16 protein-coding genes, 1 pseudogene and 1 riboswitch are annotated in these 14,913 nt (G+C 39.2%); of the genes and pseudogenes, 8 read left to right on the forward strand and 9 right to left on the reverse strand.

The window, feature by feature from the left end; genetic code table 11:
- Positions 1-232: 232 nt before the first annotated feature.
- Complete coding sequence (gene blaOXA / locus QFZ73_RS16620; RefSeq protein WP_251437161.1) at positions 233-1,024, reverse strand: class D beta-lactamase; 792 nt, start codon at positions 1,022-1,024, stop codon at positions 233-235.
- Between the two features lie 199 nt (positions 1,025-1,223).
- On the opposite strand from blaOXA, the gene QFZ73_RS16625 reads away from it, so the two are divergent.
- The 4 genes from QFZ73_RS16625 to QFZ73_RS16640 all read left to right on the forward strand — a co-directional run bounded on the left by QFZ73_RS16625 (position 1,224) and on the right by QFZ73_RS16640 (position 3,467).
- Entirely contained in the window at positions 1,224-1,871 is a 648-nt protein-coding gene (locus QFZ73_RS16625) for an alpha/beta hydrolase (RefSeq protein WP_307268325.1), read from the forward strand.
- A 102-nt stretch (positions 1,872-1,973) separates the two neighbouring features.
- Complete coding sequence (locus QFZ73_RS16630) at positions 1,974-2,363, forward strand: iron chaperone (protein ID WP_307268328.1); 390 nt, start codon at positions 1,974-1,976, stop codon at positions 2,361-2,363.
- Between the two features lie 88 nt (positions 2,364-2,451).
- A complete protein-coding gene (locus tag QFZ73_RS16635; RefSeq protein WP_251437165.1) occupies positions 2,452-2,943 on the forward strand; it encodes a PTS sugar transporter subunit IIA in 492 nt (163 codons plus the stop codon).
- A gap of 107 nt (positions 2,944-3,050) precedes the next feature.
- A complete protein-coding gene (locus QFZ73_RS16640; protein WP_251437166.1) occupies positions 3,051-3,467 on the forward strand; it encodes a VOC family protein in 417 nt (138 codons plus the stop codon).
- 82 nt (positions 3,468-3,549) lie between these two features.
- On the opposite strand, the gene QFZ73_RS16645 is transcribed toward QFZ73_RS16640, so the two are convergent.
- Positions 3,550-4,065 (reverse strand): GNAT family N-acetyltransferase, encoded by a 516-nt coding sequence (locus tag QFZ73_RS16645; protein ID WP_307268336.1) that lies wholly within the window; start codon positions 4,063-4,065, stop codon positions 3,550-3,552.
- 393 nt (positions 4,066-4,458) lie between these two features.
- Positions 4,459-4,537, forward strand: a riboswitch (ZMP/ZTP riboswitch).
- Positions 4,538-4,674: 137 nt separating this feature from the next.
- Between QFZ73_RS16645 and QFZ73_RS16650 the strand changes: the two genes are divergently transcribed.
- Complete coding sequence (locus QFZ73_RS16650) at positions 4,675-5,874, forward strand: phosphoglycerate dehydrogenase (RefSeq protein ID WP_307268339.1); 1,200 nt, start codon at positions 4,675-4,677, stop codon at positions 5,872-5,874.
- Between the two features lie 256 nt (positions 5,875-6,130).
- On the opposite strand, the gene QFZ73_RS16655 is transcribed toward QFZ73_RS16650, so the two are convergent.
- The 5 genes from QFZ73_RS16655 to QFZ73_RS16675 all read right to left on the reverse strand — a co-directional run bounded on the left by QFZ73_RS16655 (position 6,131) and on the right by QFZ73_RS16675 (position 9,303).
- On the reverse strand, positions 6,131-6,298 hold the full coding sequence (locus QFZ73_RS16655) for a hypothetical protein (protein ID WP_179890993.1): 168 nt from the start codon (positions 6,296-6,298) through the stop codon (positions 6,131-6,133).
- A complete protein-coding gene (locus tag QFZ73_RS16660; protein WP_307268343.1) occupies positions 6,295-6,456 on the reverse strand; it encodes a hypothetical protein in 162 nt (53 codons plus the stop codon). Before QFZ73_RS16660 ends, QFZ73_RS16655 begins: the two co-directional genes overlap by 4 nt.
- 290 nt (positions 6,457-6,746) lie before the next feature.
- The gene (locus QFZ73_RS16665; protein WP_307268346.1) at positions 6,747-7,229 is read right to left on the reverse strand and encodes a hypothetical protein; all 483 of its coding nucleotides are present in this window, start codon (positions 7,227-7,229) and stop codon (positions 6,747-6,749) included.
- Between the two features lie 234 nt (positions 7,230-7,463).
- Positions 7,464-7,889 carry a FixH family protein gene (locus tag QFZ73_RS16670; protein ID WP_307268349.1) on the reverse strand — a complete coding sequence of 142 codons (426 nt, stop codon included), beginning with the start codon at positions 7,887-7,889 and terminating at the stop codon, positions 7,464-7,466.
- A gap of 70 nt (positions 7,890-7,959) precedes the next feature.
- Positions 7,960-9,303 (reverse strand): PepSY-associated TM helix domain-containing protein, encoded by a 1,344-nt coding sequence (locus QFZ73_RS16675; RefSeq protein WP_307268352.1) that lies wholly within the window; start codon positions 9,301-9,303, stop codon positions 7,960-7,962.
- Positions 9,304-9,680: 377 nt separating this feature from the next.
- Between QFZ73_RS16675 and QFZ73_RS16680 the strand changes: the two genes are divergently transcribed.
- The 3 genes from QFZ73_RS16680 (at position 9,681) to QFZ73_RS16690 (ending at position 12,137) form a co-directional block, all read left to right on the forward strand.
- Positions 9,681-10,742 (forward strand): M4 family metallopeptidase, encoded by a 1,062-nt coding sequence (locus QFZ73_RS16680; RefSeq protein WP_307268356.1) that lies wholly within the window; start codon positions 9,681-9,683, stop codon positions 10,740-10,742.
- Positions 10,743-10,775: 33 nt separating this feature from the next.
- Positions 10,776-11,093, forward strand: a complete 318-nt coding sequence (locus QFZ73_RS16685) for a protealysin inhibitor emfourin (RefSeq protein ID WP_251437178.1) — start codon at positions 10,776-10,778, stop codon at positions 11,091-11,093.
- Between the two features lie 489 nt (positions 11,094-11,582).
- The gene (locus tag QFZ73_RS16690; protein ID WP_307268361.1) at positions 11,583-12,137 is read left to right on the forward strand and encodes a competence protein ComK; all 555 of its coding nucleotides are present in this window, start codon (positions 11,583-11,585) and stop codon (positions 12,135-12,137) included.
- Between the two features lie 524 nt (positions 12,138-12,661).
- Here QFZ73_RS16690 and QFZ73_RS16695 read toward each other — a convergent pair.
- Together QFZ73_RS16695 and QFZ73_RS16700 are read right to left on the reverse strand one after the other, a co-directional pair.
- Positions 12,662-13,978, reverse strand: a pseudogene (locus QFZ73_RS16695) (IS1182 family transposase).
- Between the two features lie 368 nt (positions 13,979-14,346).
- Positions 14,347-14,649 (reverse strand): hypothetical protein, encoded by a 303-nt coding sequence (locus QFZ73_RS16700; RefSeq protein WP_307268364.1) that lies wholly within the window; start codon positions 14,647-14,649, stop codon positions 14,347-14,349.
- Positions 14,650-14,913: the final 264 nt, after the last annotated feature.

Consider the following 14,913-nt stretch of genomic DNA (forward strand, 5'->3'; position numbering starts at 1 on the left):
CAAGGCATACACGTGATGCACATTGAGGACATGCATCAAATAACAATTGATATTAAAAAACGAAATACTCATAATTTATCATTTTTCAAAGTTAGAAGAAAGGAAGAGTATAAATGATTAGGAGCTTGTCTAGAAGAGTTTTGAATGGGTGTGCTGACAAATCAGGTGAAGTTTCAGATACCTTTATGACAAAGCAAAACGCATGCCCAAGATTGAGAGCATGCGTGAAATCTTATTCTTTTATGATATCCAACCCTTTCAGGGCATCAAGCGTAATCGTTTTGGCTTTGCTTCCGCTGCCATCCAAGTTGGTGGCGAAGGCCCATTTGCCTTTGTCCGTTTCGATGTAACCCACATACCAGCCCAATCCCATATCGGAAAGGCGTGTACCGGTTTTTCCATGGAGCACATATGAGTCTGCTTCTTCATTGATCATGATTCTCTTTACGGTTCTCATATGCTGCTTATCGATAGGCAGTTTTTCCTCTACAAGGTTTTCGATGAATTGGACTTGTTCCCGGGCAGAAATCTTTATGCTGCTATCGAGCCAGAACTGATCGATCCCGCCGGAGATATCATGATTGCCGTAATCGAGCAGGTTCACATATTGCTGCATGTTTTCCGCCCCGATATCGCGGGCCATTGCTTGATAATACCAGATCACAGAATGCCTCATGGCTGAAGCCAGTGTATGATCTCTGTTCCAATCTTCAAATTCCCTGATTACGCCATCCCAGCGCTTCACTTCATATTCATCGCTCACCGCTTTTGTCTGTAAGCCGATTAATGCATTCGCGACTTTGAATGTCGATTCTGGAGTGTAGCGTACCTTACTTCTCTGTTTGTTATAGATAAACATTTTATCATTTTTTAAGTTTTGAAGTACCATCGTACCTTCCGCACCATCGAAAGACTCCCCGATATCCAGTTCTTTCACCTTTTGATCGTTGGCACTTGCATGAATCGTACTCATGGAACCAGTGACTAGCAGGACAAGAATGAAACATAACACTTTGATTTTCATTACACACTCTCCTTCAGGGCTGGATTGATCGATTAACAGAGTAATTTCCATAAAATAGGTTGATAGCTAAAGTATACCTATTCCAAATGAAAAACGAAACCTTATTCTTGGATTCTGTTTAGATAGTATCGATCAAGGAGGAATACAGCGGGTAGCTAATGAATATATAGAGCAAACGATAGAATGGGAGGAATCTATCATGAAGGTTAACCAAAAAACAATAAATAGTAATGAAAAAGAAATTACATACACACATATTGAAAACGGAAGTCCAGCCATTTGTTTTATGTTTTCAGGTGCGGGGTACACGTATGAGAAGCCGTTATTCTATTATTCGACGATGATGATGCTTCAAAATCAGTATGATGTCGTGCATATTCATTACGCTTACGACCAGGATATTTTCAAGCATCCATTGGTAGATATCACAAAAGTGATCGTTAATGATATGAATCCCGTCATTACGGAAGTACTTCAAAATCATGAATATCAAGGAACAGTGTTTCTAGGCAAATCACTTGGTACCATACCCATCATCAACGGAATCATGAAAAGTGAGCGGTTTATGAATGCCAAAATGATATTGCTCACGCCGCTATTGAAGTTCGATTCGATTTTTGAAGGGTTATTGAGCAGCAATCATTCAGCACATATAGTTATAGGAGAAAAAGATCATCATTATTATGTTCCAGGTAAAATTGAAAGGATTGAAAGTAAAACGAACATAAGCATGGATAAAATCCTGCATGCCAACCATTCCTTGGATATTGAGCCTTTGAATACTTCGAGGTCGATAACCATGCTAGAAGGTGTAATGAATAGAATGGAAGGGTTCTTAAAAAAATGACTCTCTTAATATAGGTTAGCGAACTGACGGGTGCTCGGGTTGGTGGGGGAGGGAAATGTTATAATAAGTGTATTGTAGTTTGGATTGATGAAAGGAGAAATGATGGAGGGGACCCATACATTTCATTCGATTGATGAATATATTTTACAATTTCCCGAAGAAGTTCAGGAGATATTAAAAACGTTAAGAAAAGTCATAAAGGATGCAGCTCCGGATGCAGAAGAAAAGATCAGCTATCAAATGCCTACCTTTGTTTTATTTGGAAATCTGGTACATTTCGCTGCCTATAAAAAACATATAGGATTCTATCCAACTCCTAGCGCGATCTCTGCGTTTGAATCTGCTTTATCTGAATATAATTGTTCAAAAGGGGCCGTTCAGTTTCCACTAAACAAGCCAATTCCTTATGAATTAATAACCGAGATTGTTATATTTAGAGTGGATGAGAACAAAAAAAAGAAAGCAGAAGGTAAATCAAAAACGAAAAAATAAAACCAATTATTATCAGAATTAACGAAATATTCAACGTTTCTTTGTGAGATGTAAGGATTCAAGACCGAAAGAGAAGGGTGGAATTATCATGTTCAAAAAATTATTCAGTAAAAAAGAAAGTGTGGAACAACTGCTGGCTCCTATAAATGGACAAGTAATAAATATTGAAGATGTTCCGGATCCGGTGTTTTCCGGTAAAATGATGGGGGACGGAATAGCGATTCTTCCTGAGGAGGGGTTGGTCGTATCTCCAATCGATGCAGAAGTAATCCAGGTTTTTCATACTAAACATGCTCTAGGCCTCCGCACAAAGCATGGCATAGAATTGTTGATTCATATTGGATTAGAAACGGTTAACCTTGAAGGTGAGGGATTTGAAGTCCATGTCGCAGAAGGGCAAAGTGTAAAAGCAGGAGACAAGCTTGTTACATTTGATATCGATTTTCTAAAATCCAAAGCCCCAAGCATCGTAACTCCGATCGTTGTCACGAATGGCGAGCTAGTTGAAAAACTGGAAAAAACAAATAGTACCCAAGCAAATATTAATGTAACGGAGATAATGAGTGTTTATTTGAAGTAAAAAGAAAGATTCCATGGTGACACTCCTTTTTTGCTGCAAGCAGGATAATCGAAAAATGCAGCGAATAGTAGGTGAGTGAACAAATAAATCAAGCGAGGGTGAAGTGGATGGGAGTTCAAGCAGAAAAGATCTTTGTAAACTTGCCTGTTAAAGATTTGGATGCCTCAGTGGAATTTTTCACAAAGGTCGGCTTTGAATTTAACGAGCAAATGACCAATGAAAATGCGACATGCATGGTTATCAGCGAGTCCATATATGTCATGTTATTGGTGGAAGATTACTTTAAAACGTTTACCAAGAAGGAGATCCCGGATTCTGCATCGAGTACGGAAGCCATCGTCGCCCTGTCCGTTAAAAGTAAGGAAGAAGTCGATGAGATCGTGAATAGGGCACTGGATGTTGGCGGAAAGCCTTTTAATGAAGCCATTGATCATGGTTTCATGTACGGTTGGAGTTTTCTGGATATCGACGGACATTCTTGGGAAGTATTTTACATGGACGAAAGCGGATTCAATCAAAATTAAATCAAAAGCAAGGCACAATCCTTCACGAAGGATTGTGCCTTGCTTTTGAAGTGTTAAGTTAGCGATCTTACCTGAAGTTCATTCATGACAATACTGGGCTAATGTCTTTCCACTCATAAACCAATAGTTTCAATTCAGCATCAGCCATTTTGATTTTTTCGGTTTTAAGCAATTCAGCACCAAATGCCTCATAGAAGTATCGAGAATCATTATCCTCAAGCACCTCTACGAAAATTGTCTTAAATCCCAGTTCTTCGAATTTAAAGAATAATTCTTTGATGAGTTTCTTACCTATCCCCATTCTTTGAAAATTTTCGAGGATATATATCGCAGTTAAATCACCAGAATCCTCAACTTGATTTTTTTCCCTTTTACCGCCACTTATAAATCCTGCTATTTCTCCCTCGTTATTTTCTGCAACATAAATATAATTTCCTTCACCGGATATATTCTTTTTCCATAATTCTGTCCTCTTCTCATAAGACAGATTATCTAAAAAATCCATCGGCATTATATCTTTATATGTAGATCGCCAGCAATCCACATGGACTATTGCTATCCCTTCCGCATCTGCAACCGTTGCCTCCCTAATTAGCATATTAGTTCCTCCTTTTTAAGTTTGCTATACTCCTTGTTTTTTACTAATATTATCCATTTCGCAACTAATTGGCCCGAAATAATCATCCATTAATTCTTGGAAAATAAACTAGATAAAAAACACCTTGGAAATTATATGTAAGCCATTCATTAAAGAATGAAAGATCCAGAATTTTAACATGTATGTCACAGAATATATTCTGGAAATTTATTCCGATTGAAACAGCCATGTTTCGGAGATAAAACTATAGTTTTCGTCGATATATTCCTATTTTCGGAGATAAAACTGTAAGTTTCGCAACCATGGTGAGTTGTGAATTCTGCAAAAAAAGAGATAAACCTTTAAAATGATATTGAAGATTGCTGAATAATTTGATAGAATAAAATAAATGAAAAGACTATGTGCAACTGGCGAAACACGGATAACCGTGAGGGAACACATAGTGTCGTAGCCGTTCGCCTGGGCAGAGGTAAGGGATTTTATCCCTTGCCTCTTTCTGTATATTAACAGATAGTGAAGGTTTAAAGTATGCAGATTTTCATGGGCTTAAAAATCTTGTCAGTATTTTGAAATTTCAAAACTATCATAATCAAAAGAGGAGCAAACAAAATGAGCACACTACTTTTAGAAAAAGTCAAAACGATCAAAGCGTTAAATAATATTGCCGAAAGCGGGCTAAATGTATTCAACAAAGGCGATTTTAAAGTCGACAATGACAGTGAAAACCCTGATGCGATCGTTCTTCGCAGCTTTAACATGCATACTATGGAATTCGGCGATCAGTTAAAAGCAATTGCAAGGGCAGGTGCAGGAGTCAATAATATTCCGGTCGAAAAGTGCACAGAGCAAGGAATTGTCGTTTTCAATACACCTGGAGCTAACGCAAACGCTGTAAAGGAAATGGTGCTGACGTCATTAATGGCTTCATCTCGTAACCTGTTTGCCGGTGTGGCCTGGACAAAGACGCTGGAAGGCGAAGGAGAACAAATTCCAAAGCTTGTTGAAGCAGGAAAGAAACAATTCGTTGGTAAAGAAATCAAGGGAAAAACTCTTGGCGTAATCGGTTTGGGAGCGATCGGTGCACTTGTAGCGAATGATGCCCTGGATTTGGACATGGATGTCATTGGGTTTGACCCGTTCATCTCTGTTGATACAGCTTGGAATTTGTCCCGCAATGTACAGCGCGCCATGACGATTGAAGAATTGTTTGCAGAATCTGATTATATTACCGTACACGTTCCATTAACAGACGACACAAGAGGAATGTTTAACCAAGAAACGTTCAGCATCATGAAGCCGGGCGTTCATATCTTGAATTTCTCACGCGGCGAGCTTGTGAATGAAAATGATATGCAAGCTGCACTTGAAAGCGGAAAAGTAGGCAAGTTCATTACAGACTTCCCGAATGAAAACGTGTTGAAAATGAAAAATGTCGTTCCAATTCCGCATCTTGGTGCCTCTACGCTAGAATCAGAGGAAAACTGTGCCATCATGGCTGCTCGTCAGTTGAAGACCTTTTTAGAAACAGGGAACATCAAGAACTCTGTGAATTTCCCTAATACTTCCCTTCCTTATACAGGAAACCGTCGTGTGGCAACTTTCCACGAAAACGTTCCGAACATGGTTGGGCAAATCACACTGGCTGTATCAAGCTTTAATCTGAACATCGCTGACATGGTTAACAGAAGCCGTGGGGGATATGCATATACGATCATCGACATTGAAGGTGAAGTAAACGGCGATATCATTCCTGGCTTGGAAGAAAAAATCAAACAAATCGAAGGCATCGTTACAACTCGCCTCATCTAATTGGAACCGGAAGAAAGATGATAAATACTGAAAGCCTCAATCCTTTTAAGGAGTTGGGGCTTTTTTTAGGTTTTTGAACAAAAACAAGCCACTTATTGTGGACCATATTAAACGGACTCACGTGTTGAGAACCTAGGGATTACAACGAACTCAGCCTGGCATGGGTTATGCCACGCAGCTTGATACATTCAGTTGAAGTCAAAACTTTTTTCATCACGATTTGCTTAGCATCGAAATTCTCCAAGATAAAAATCTGTCATGGTTTCACCTCCGTTTTTTCTTCATAATGTACAAACAACATCAAGTAGATTGCAAATAGAAGATGCAAATAAAGTGGAATATTCTTATCGTTTTGAATGGCAACGAATATGTAAATTCCATATAGCAATATTGGAATGGTTAAAAGGATTCTGAGCTTAGTCATATGCCATCCTCCCATTTATCCTCAAATATTAATACATCAAGCATTTGAGCCACTTGAATATCCTTTTCTGCTATTGCATGTATTAAACTTATACAATCATTTTCCCTGAGAACATCTGCTGATAATTGTAAATCCATGGTCATTACTGCTGGTTTCATAGTTTCATCCTCCTAATTCACTAAATATTCTGTCACTTCCGTTACTACAATAGTATGAAGTACAGGGAAAATGCTGTCAATCTATATTCCATCTGTACTCATTTTGAGTTGATTGATTCAAAAGTTATCTACCAAAATCACTATCTCATATATATCTACTTAGTGAGATAGGCAAAATGGCACCTTTCTTTATTCAGAAGGCACCCCAACTCCTCTAAGTAAAAGAATCGTCCCTATGAAATACAGAGACGATTCCTTATTAAACACCTTTTCTACACAAATGGATGAACCTATATTGTTCTTCCCCAAAAATTCTGATGCTGATGAAGGATATTCGTAGTTAAAAAAGCTCCAACAGGAGGTAATTGCGTGGAATAGGCATTACCGCTAACAGGATATTCATTCAGAGCTATATCGGTAGTGGCAATCCACGATCCAGACTCACCTGCTTGTAGAGAGGGAGGTTTCATAAGAAACCGTCCTTGTAGAATGAAATGTCGAATCCTGATCTGGAGATCATCAATTATGGTTAAGTTGCCAGAGAATGTGGCATAAGGTGAATCAAATGAGATTTGTTTGGTGCTTTCATTCCAAAATCCATTAATCGGGATGGGTGTACCACGAAAATTAACCGTACCAACCACCCTGTTATCTGTAATGGAGTTAATGGTAAGTGTGCCCCAAATCATCGTTCTGCCAGCTATTGAAGAGTGGATACCCCATACAGATGGGAATGGAAAGCTAATTGAAGCAGTTCCCTGTGAAGTTACCATTGCTATGCCCTCCCTTAAAGGTGGTTTATGTTCTGAGGAAGCTTCCTTATTTAAAGGAACAATCCAGTATATGCAGCAAGAGCAGAATAATCCAATAAACAAAGGTGAAGTATTACATCCCTGCCTGTAAATGCATTCTCTCCGATCCATAAAAATATCCAGCAAAAAACTTGGTAAACAAACATACATAAAAAACCCGGTCTTCAATTGAAGACCGGATTTCAAATATATTTATTAATGATGATGTTCATGGTTTTCTTCTTGTTTTTGGTACCCTCTTTGCAAGAATCTCAATTCACTTTCAGACAGTTTTCCTACGATAAACTGTTTTATAGGCATAATGATTGAACCATCGTTACTCGCATGTACTTTTATATAGTATAGGCCATCACTATCAAAGTTTTTACTTAAAGTATAAGTACCGTTTCCCTCTTCCTCAGCTTGTTCCATACTATATTTGAGAGAGCCATCTTGTTTCCATATCTCAAAATGAACAAAATCTGCGTTTTCAACCTTTTTGCCACCTTGAGTAAGAACAACCTTCATGGTCTCCTGTATTTTAGCTGAAAAGGATGCTGGTATAATTATTTCCGCTTCAAGTGGTGTCTCTTCTTTGTATAGAGTAGTGACATCCTTTTCAAGTGAACAAGCACTTAGCAATAGGCTGAAAATAAAGATTAAAGAAATACATATATTTTTTCACGGCAAAAGCCACCCTTTACATTTCGAATTATGCATTCAAAAACTGCTTGACTGGAGATATTCTTTTAATAATTAACCAATCAATTAGCCAAACAACAATAAGTGATAAACCAACCAAAGGAAACAAAATTCCTAGACCTATTAACAGAAAAAGAAAGAATTTCATGTTCTTTATAGGAGGAGCTTTTGGTGCACCTAATCCTTTTTTCGGCTTTCGCTTCCACCATAAATAAAAACCACTAAATGCAACAAGCATAATTCCTAAACAAATAAGAAGGCTGATTATTTGGTTAATCAAACCAAATTGAGTCCCTTTATGCAAGGTAATTCCCCAAGCAACTATTTTTCCGATTAAACCGTAATGATCATAACGATAATCAGCTAGAACTGCACCGGAATATTGGTCAATATGTATAGTCGCTTCATCTTGTGCTTTCGGTGGAAAAGCTGACAATGTATAAACGCCATCCGTTTCTTGTGGAATATTAATGCTATAACTTGGATGCATACCCTCGCGATTCGCTATCGTGATCACATCATCAATGGAAAGTGGGATAAAGCCTTGAATATCTGAGATTGGTACATCTAAATTTTCTGCTGCCCAAGGAACATCTGCAATGTCTTTTGTTTTAATTAAGGATGCTGGAGCACTTCCAGTCCATATGGAAGGAGGATACCCAGATCCGGAATTGGTTGCTGCCGATTGAAAATTACTTCCCCAAAAACCAGACCAAGGCAAACCTGTCATAATTAAAAATAGCATTCCTGCTGATATCCAAAAGGCAGGTACTGCATGTAAATCTTTTCTGAAAGTATTTTTACCTTTATTTAATCTTGGAAAAAGAACACCAGAAAGACTTAGCTTATTTTTTGGATACCATAAATAAAGACCAGAGACAATTAACACAACTGCCCAACACGCAGATAACTCTACAATTCTATCTCCCAGGGTGCCAGCCATCAGTTCACCATGAATTTCCTCGATTTTATCCATAATTCTGTCTTCATCATTTAACTCTCCAATAGATTTACCTGTATAGGGGTCTATAAAAATGGTAAGAGACTCATTATTAGCAGTAATGCTCACTTCGCTTGAACGGGAGGCATTTTCTCCGGGATGATATTTTGTCACTACTGCATCAGGGTATAGTTTCTTCACTTTCTCAATCTGCTGGGATGCTGGTAATTTATCTCCTTGCGGTGTTACCCCTTGGTAGTCTTGATAAAGCACTTGTTCAATCTGCGGCTTAAATAAATAGATTGAGCCAGTAACTGCCAGAATGATAAGTAAGGGTGCAAAAATAATTCCAGCGTAAAAATGCCATCTCCATACAGTTCTATACAGAGAGGTGTTCGGTTGTTTAGTTTCCATTTATACAGGACCTCCAAGTAGTGCTATTAAATTCACCTATATAGATGATAAAAGAAAATTGTGAGAAAAATATGAAACTTATATAAAAAAAGGAAGGTTGTATTTGTTAAAGATGAAATGGTCATATCGACTTAGTAGAACAACTGTAACTAAGGAGTGAACTTGCAGGGAAAGTTGTAGAGTAGGAAGGAATGGAGGGAAATGAGGGAAGTGCGGCGAAAGTAATCAATAGAATGTGTTGAAGATAGCATCAAGATCACGACATGAAATAAAACTGCAAAAGAACTTGAAGGATGCTGAAGACAAACGTGTTAAGAGAAACAGCTTGAAAAAAGAAATGGTAATAGATCGTAAAAAAACATGAAGGAGTGACGGATATGCACAAAGGAGAGTGTTCCAAATTGAAATGTCAGTGTTTCATCGTACCTAACTACATTCTTGAGAATTTGGCACAAAATGAAGTGGAAGAAGCACGGATCAGTTTAGCGAAAAGCCGTCAAATGCGCAGGCGCAGAATTTTGAAAGAATACGATATTGACGGTGTTGTCGCTTTAACGGATACAGGATCTGGACGTCAAGGTGAATCTGCCCGCCATGTTTACGATTGCAGGGGAGGAACGAAACTACGGGAGAATGAGGCAAGGAAAGAAGGAGATCGATCCAGTGCAGATCCTGTCGTCAACGCTGCATATGATTATAGCGGAGTTGTGCGTGACTACTTCAAGAATGTCTTGCACCGTAATTCAATTGATAACCAAGGCCTGGATCTCATTCTGAACGTTCATTATGGGAATAAATTCACGAATGCCTATTGGGACGGAGATGAAATGGTATTTGGTGACGGCGATGGGGTCATCTTTAGCAATTTTGCCAATTCACTCGATGTAATTGGACACGAACTTACACATGGGGTTACGCAGTTCACAAGTGGATTGGAGTATGACGGTCAGTCCGGGGCTTTGAACGAACATCTTTCAGATGTGTTTGGAGTTGCCATAAAACAATTTCACTTAAAGCAAACTGCAGGAGATGCCGATTGGCTAATCGGTGCTGATATAATGGGACCGACACTGAAAGGGCAGGCACTCCGTTCGATGAAAGCACCAGGTACTGCATTTGACAATAAGTTAATGGGTAAAGATATTCAGCCTGATCATATGAAGAACTTCTATAAAGGAGAACGGGATAATCATGGTGTCCATATCAATAGCGGCATACCAAACAAGGCCTTTTATCTAGTATCCATGGAGATCGGAACGGACAAGGCGGCTTTGATCTGGTTCCATGCGATGCAGAATTTATTTGCAACGGCAAATTTCAATCAATTCGTGCAAATTGTCATCAAAGCAGCGCAAAAACTTGTTGATAGCGGGGAAGTTACGCAAACAGCCATCGGGACAATAGAAAATGCTTTTAAAGCGGTTGGACTGCCTGAGTAGTCATTATTCCATGAATAGGAGGCTTCATCTACCATGCATATCAAATTTAGCTGTATAGGGGGATTTGCCAATCTCGACTTGAATTTCCAGATCGATACGGATGAATTGTCGAAAAAGCAAAATGAGGAATTGCAGAACTTAATGAAGACAGCTGACCTTCCTAATGCTGCCGAAAGTAAAATGGCTGGAGTTAAAGCTCAGGGAGCGGACTCGTTTTCATACCAGCTGGATATAGCGGATGAAAAGAAGATGCAGTCATTCTCGTTTACTGACATAACAGCTCCAGAGGAAGTACGGCCCTTATTGGATTATTTACGGAATTTAGCCATTGAAATAAAAATGGCAGAATAACCACGTCAAAAAAGTCTATCATTCAGATAGACTTTTTTGACGTGTCTTAAAACTTCACAAAAATGTCATTTCAGTTCACTTTTAGATGGTTTTTGGCTGTTTGTTCTCTAAATGGACACAAAATAACAAGAAAATAGCGATCAAGAGTTGCAGATTTGAAAAGGAAATGGGAAAGTATAGCCCTTTGGTGAAATTTTGTAAAGAGTAAGCCAACCAAACAGGTCATTTAGTCACAAAAGGGAACGAATTTTGATAGAGGTAAAGTCAGGTCGATTTTACAAAAAATTCATAAAATAGGATAATGGTCGCAAGGGGGTGTATGACATATCAAGAAATGAAAGTGACGACGGACGAAAACAAAAACAAAAACCCCTAGGTGAGTACGTCCGGTCAGACAATCACCTAAGGGCTTGCGAGCAGGAGTATACCTGCCTCTATGTCCAGTATACTCCATAAAAAGGAATAGTGAAATGGGGAGTGAATGGAAGGATGATACGAAAAAACTATTTATTGAATATGGAAACGGTAGGAATGATGGAGCGTTACGATGCCAATGGTGTAGAGATGACTACGGTAGTGGAAGGAGAGAATACATTCCATGTTGCCCAACCGCGCCAGGAAATCCTGAATAACACATTAAACCACTTTGGGCTGGACCTGGATGGCGGACTTGTAGCAGCCAAATCCGTGCTGGGCGGTAAATACAGGCTGCCCGTCTGCATAAATGCCCAGCTGGGAATGGTCTGGTTCTCCTCACGCTCATTCCGGAAAAGAGGAGGAGTTTGGTTTTCCTACATCCACATTCGTGACTTAGAGGAAATGAACGAAAAAGAAACGCTTGTCCACACAAACTATGGACATTGCCTTCCTGTAAACTTAAGCAAAAATCAGCTCGCCTTCAAAAGGGACCAAGCTTCCTATCTGCATACGACCTTCCATGAACGCTCATTAGGCAAAAAGACCTTTTATTACGAACCGGGAAGCGGAATCACCTTTTGTAAAGAACCGGGGGAGGTCCATTACAGGGTGAAAGGGAAGGATTAATAAGATGAGAGAAGGACCGCTAAATTGGCGGTCTTTTGTATTCTCGCATCAGAAATTGGTGCAACTGCCGTATTCCTGGCTACAGAAGGTGCAGCAGCCATCACTGGTGAAGAAATCGGCGTTACAGGCGGGATATAATAGTGTAATTCTGTTACACATAAATAAACGGGCATGCGTAATGCTAGCCTGTCAATGCTCCACCCTTGATCCTTGTAGCAAATGGTGGAGTATTCTCTGTATAACTGATGGCCTTTACCGGAGGACCTTCTATAGCATGACCGTTTGGTGTCCTGGAACCCAGCGGTCTTTTTTATGTTTTTATTCCATTCCAAGATTAATGAATTTCAAAAGGGAGCGAGGGGGAAAAATATGAAAAATTAATAAAAAGCTAAAGCCTATACAGGTCTTTAGCTTCAGTTTGTAGACAAAAGGGGTTCGGAATTAAAAAATTCTGAACCCCTTTTGAAATTCCCTTTGAATTTTCGCCTAAAGTTAAGAGATTGGGGCTCTACGAGCCCACTATGTTAGGCCATTTTTGGACCTCGCCATGTCCAATTGGCCATCTTCTTTAAATTAATGGCAGCGAAAGTAAGCATCGCCTGCATCGACAATTTTTTAAGTCCCCTTAAAGTAGTCCAACGCATACCATGCTTTTCTTTTGCATCTGCGAATACACGCTCAATCGTTTCTTTACGTTTTGCATATATAGGTTTTACATCTTGATGATGACGCAGATGATCTGCTTCTTCCACATGTGTTTGCCAGATATGCCGTGTCACCACTTTTTGACAGTCTTTGCTTTCTGTACACCGAGATAAAAATGAGCATGTTGTACAAATTTGTTTTGGCGATTTGTACTCGCGATAGCCCTCTTTATTTGTTGTTGAGTACTTTAAAGTTTCGCCCGAAGGGCAAAGGTAACAATCAAAATGTTCATCGTATACATAGTCCTGTTTGCGGAAAAATCCTTCTTTGGTGCGAGGACGTGTATAAGGTAAAGCCGGTATGATTTCTTTGTTAAATAGGTAGCTTGTAATCGCTGGTGTTTTATAAGCTGCATCTGCGGCAACGGCTTCCGGTTTTCCAACTTTCTCAATCACTTGTTCAACTAGTGGCTCTAAGATCTGACTGTCATGTGTATTTCCAGGTGTTACAATCGTTCCCAATACAAAACCGTTGCGGTTTGCGGCCGCGTGGAATGAATAGGCAAACTGTTTTGTTCGTTCATCTTTCACATAGTAGCCACTCTCAGAATCCGTTGTACTTTCTTTAATCTCTTTGGTCTCTTCTTTATCAAATTTATCTGGTGGAAAAGGCTTTTTTCAATGGTTTTCACGATCTTGATTGATTTCTTCTTGAAGACGTCCTTGATACGCTCGTGTTTCTTTACGAACGATTTTTTTTTCAAATTTCCGTTTATTCGCACTGGCTTTCACATGTGTGGAATCCCCGAAAACGTGTTCAGCACTTATTAACTTTTTATTAGCAGCTGTCATTAAAATGCGATAGAAAATCTGTTCAAACAGGTCTGTATCTTTAAAGCGTCGCTCATAATTTTTCCCGAACGTAGAGAAATGAGGTACTTTATCATGGAAACCATAGCCTAAGAACCAACGGTAAGCCATATTGGTTTCAACTTCTTCAATCGTTTTACGCATGGAACGAATACCGAAGGTATATTGAATGAAAGTCAGTTTAACTAAAATAACTGGATCAATACTTGGGCGTCCTACCTCTGAATACATATCTTTCACCAAGTCATAAATGAAAGTGAAGTCAATGGCAGCCTCCATTTTACGAACCAAATGGTTCGGTGGCACCAGTTGATCTAAAGTAATCATTTCCAGTTGATCTCGCTAAATAGAATCATGTTTAGAAAGCATCCTCATCACCTCAAGTTTTAATACTTCTATTTTAAAACAAAAATGACTCCAGGCAAAAGTGTTCTATCTAAAAGGTAAGACAAAGTTGATTGGAACGGAAGGTACGAGACTCCTGCGGGAAAAGCGCGTCTAGGGGAGACCCCGCAGGCGAAAGCCGAGGAGGCTCCCCGACCGCCCGCGGAAAGCGAGTGCCTGGAGTGGAAATCAACGTCCAAATTGTACAAGCCATAAAAATAGACAAACTCGATTTTCATCGAGTTTGTCTACAGTCTGAAGCTAAAGCCTATACAGGTCTTTAGCTTTTTTCTCGTGGTTCATCTTCTTTTTTATCTTTCAAACCGTCCAAAATGTGTATTTTCTCGATTTATAAGTGCATCACCAAGATTGATTCTGCTCATAAGTCTCTCATGGTCCGAAGGAAAACGTTCTCTAACGTTTGCAACTCCCTCTATTGTTGGGCTATTGCCATTCGGCCTAGGACGTTCTTCTCTTTGAAATCCGGGGTGCAAACCACCATCAATCATTACAGGCCTGTCAATTGTATCGTTGTCATCATTATTATTAGTAGGATTATCAGTATCGAGGTTCCCGGCATTATTAAATGGATCAATGTCATTATCTTGTGGCATATATTTCACTCCTTCGCTTATATTATCTGCTGATGGCATTAATCTATTCGCACCTCGTACTAATCCCTAATATAGTAACGAATCCTGCCTTGACAGCACTATGATTCGCTATCAGTGATTCATCACCACATCTTCGTACCATTAAATTTCATAATAGTTCCAGCTTCTCTTTTAGTTCAATAAGAAAAACCGAAATTGACATTTCGGTCCATCTTTTTATAAACAGTACAACTTTTTTTCTAATCTGCAACAACGCCGGTCCTC

The sequence above is a fragment of the Peribacillus sp. V2I11 genome (assembly GCF_030817135.1).
Classification (GTDB): domain Bacteria; phylum Bacillota; class Bacilli; order Bacillales; family DSM-1321; genus Peribacillus; species Peribacillus simplex.

What these genes read in the sequence shown, in the direction of transcription:
- QFZ73_RS16675 (WP_307268352.1), bottom strand. Translation starts at nt 9,303, where the DNA reads ATGGAAACTAAACAACCGAACACCTCTCTGTATAGAACTGTATGGAGA.
- QFZ73_RS16640 (WP_251437166.1), top strand. Translation starts at nt 3,051, where the DNA reads ATGGGAGTTCAAGCAGAAAAGATCTTTGTAAACTTGCCTGTTAAAGAT.
- QFZ73_RS16635 (WP_251437165.1), top strand. Translation starts at nt 2,452, where the DNA reads ATGTTCAAAAAATTATTCAGTAAAAAAGAAAGTGTGGAACAACTGCTG.
- QFZ73_RS16700 (WP_307268364.1), bottom strand. Translation starts at nt 14,649, where the DNA reads ATGCCACAAGATAATGACATTGATCCATTTAATAATGCCGGGAACCTC.
- QFZ73_RS16660 (WP_307268343.1), bottom strand. Translation starts at nt 6,456, where the DNA reads ATGAAACCAGCAGTAATGACCATGGATTTACAATTATCAGCAGATGTT.
- QFZ73_RS16685 (WP_251437178.1), top strand. Translation starts at nt 10,776, where the DNA reads ATGCATATCAAATTTAGCTGTATAGGGGGATTTGCCAATCTCGACTTG.
- QFZ73_RS16655 (WP_179890993.1), bottom strand. Translation starts at nt 6,298, where the DNA reads ATGACTAAGCTCAGAATCCTTTTAACCATTCCAATATTGCTATATGGA.
- QFZ73_RS16650 (WP_307268339.1), top strand. Translation starts at nt 4,675, where the DNA reads ATGAGCACACTACTTTTAGAAAAAGTCAAAACGATCAAAGCGTTAAAT.
- QFZ73_RS16665 (WP_307268346.1), bottom strand. Translation starts at nt 7,229, where the DNA reads ATGGTAACTTCACAGGGAACTGCTTCAATTAGCTTTCCATTCCCATCT.
- QFZ73_RS16625 (WP_307268325.1), top strand. Translation starts at nt 1,224, where the DNA reads ATGAAGGTTAACCAAAAAACAATAAATAGTAATGAAAAAGAAATTACA.
- QFZ73_RS16630 (WP_307268328.1), top strand. Translation starts at nt 1,974, where the DNA reads ATGGAGGGGACCCATACATTTCATTCGATTGATGAATATATTTTACAA.
- QFZ73_RS16690 (WP_307268361.1), top strand. Translation starts at nt 11,583, where the DNA reads ATGATACGAAAAAACTATTTATTGAATATGGAAACGGTAGGAATGATG.
- blaOXA (WP_251437161.1), bottom strand. Translation starts at nt 1,024, where the DNA reads ATGAAAATCAAAGTGTTATGTTTCATTCTTGTCCTGCTAGTCACTGGT.
- QFZ73_RS16680 (WP_307268356.1), top strand. Translation starts at nt 9,681, where the DNA reads ATGCACAAAGGAGAGTGTTCCAAATTGAAATGTCAGTGTTTCATCGTA.
- QFZ73_RS16645 (WP_307268336.1), bottom strand. Translation starts at nt 4,065, where the DNA reads ATGCTAATTAGGGAGGCAACGGTTGCAGATGCGGAAGGGATAGCAATA.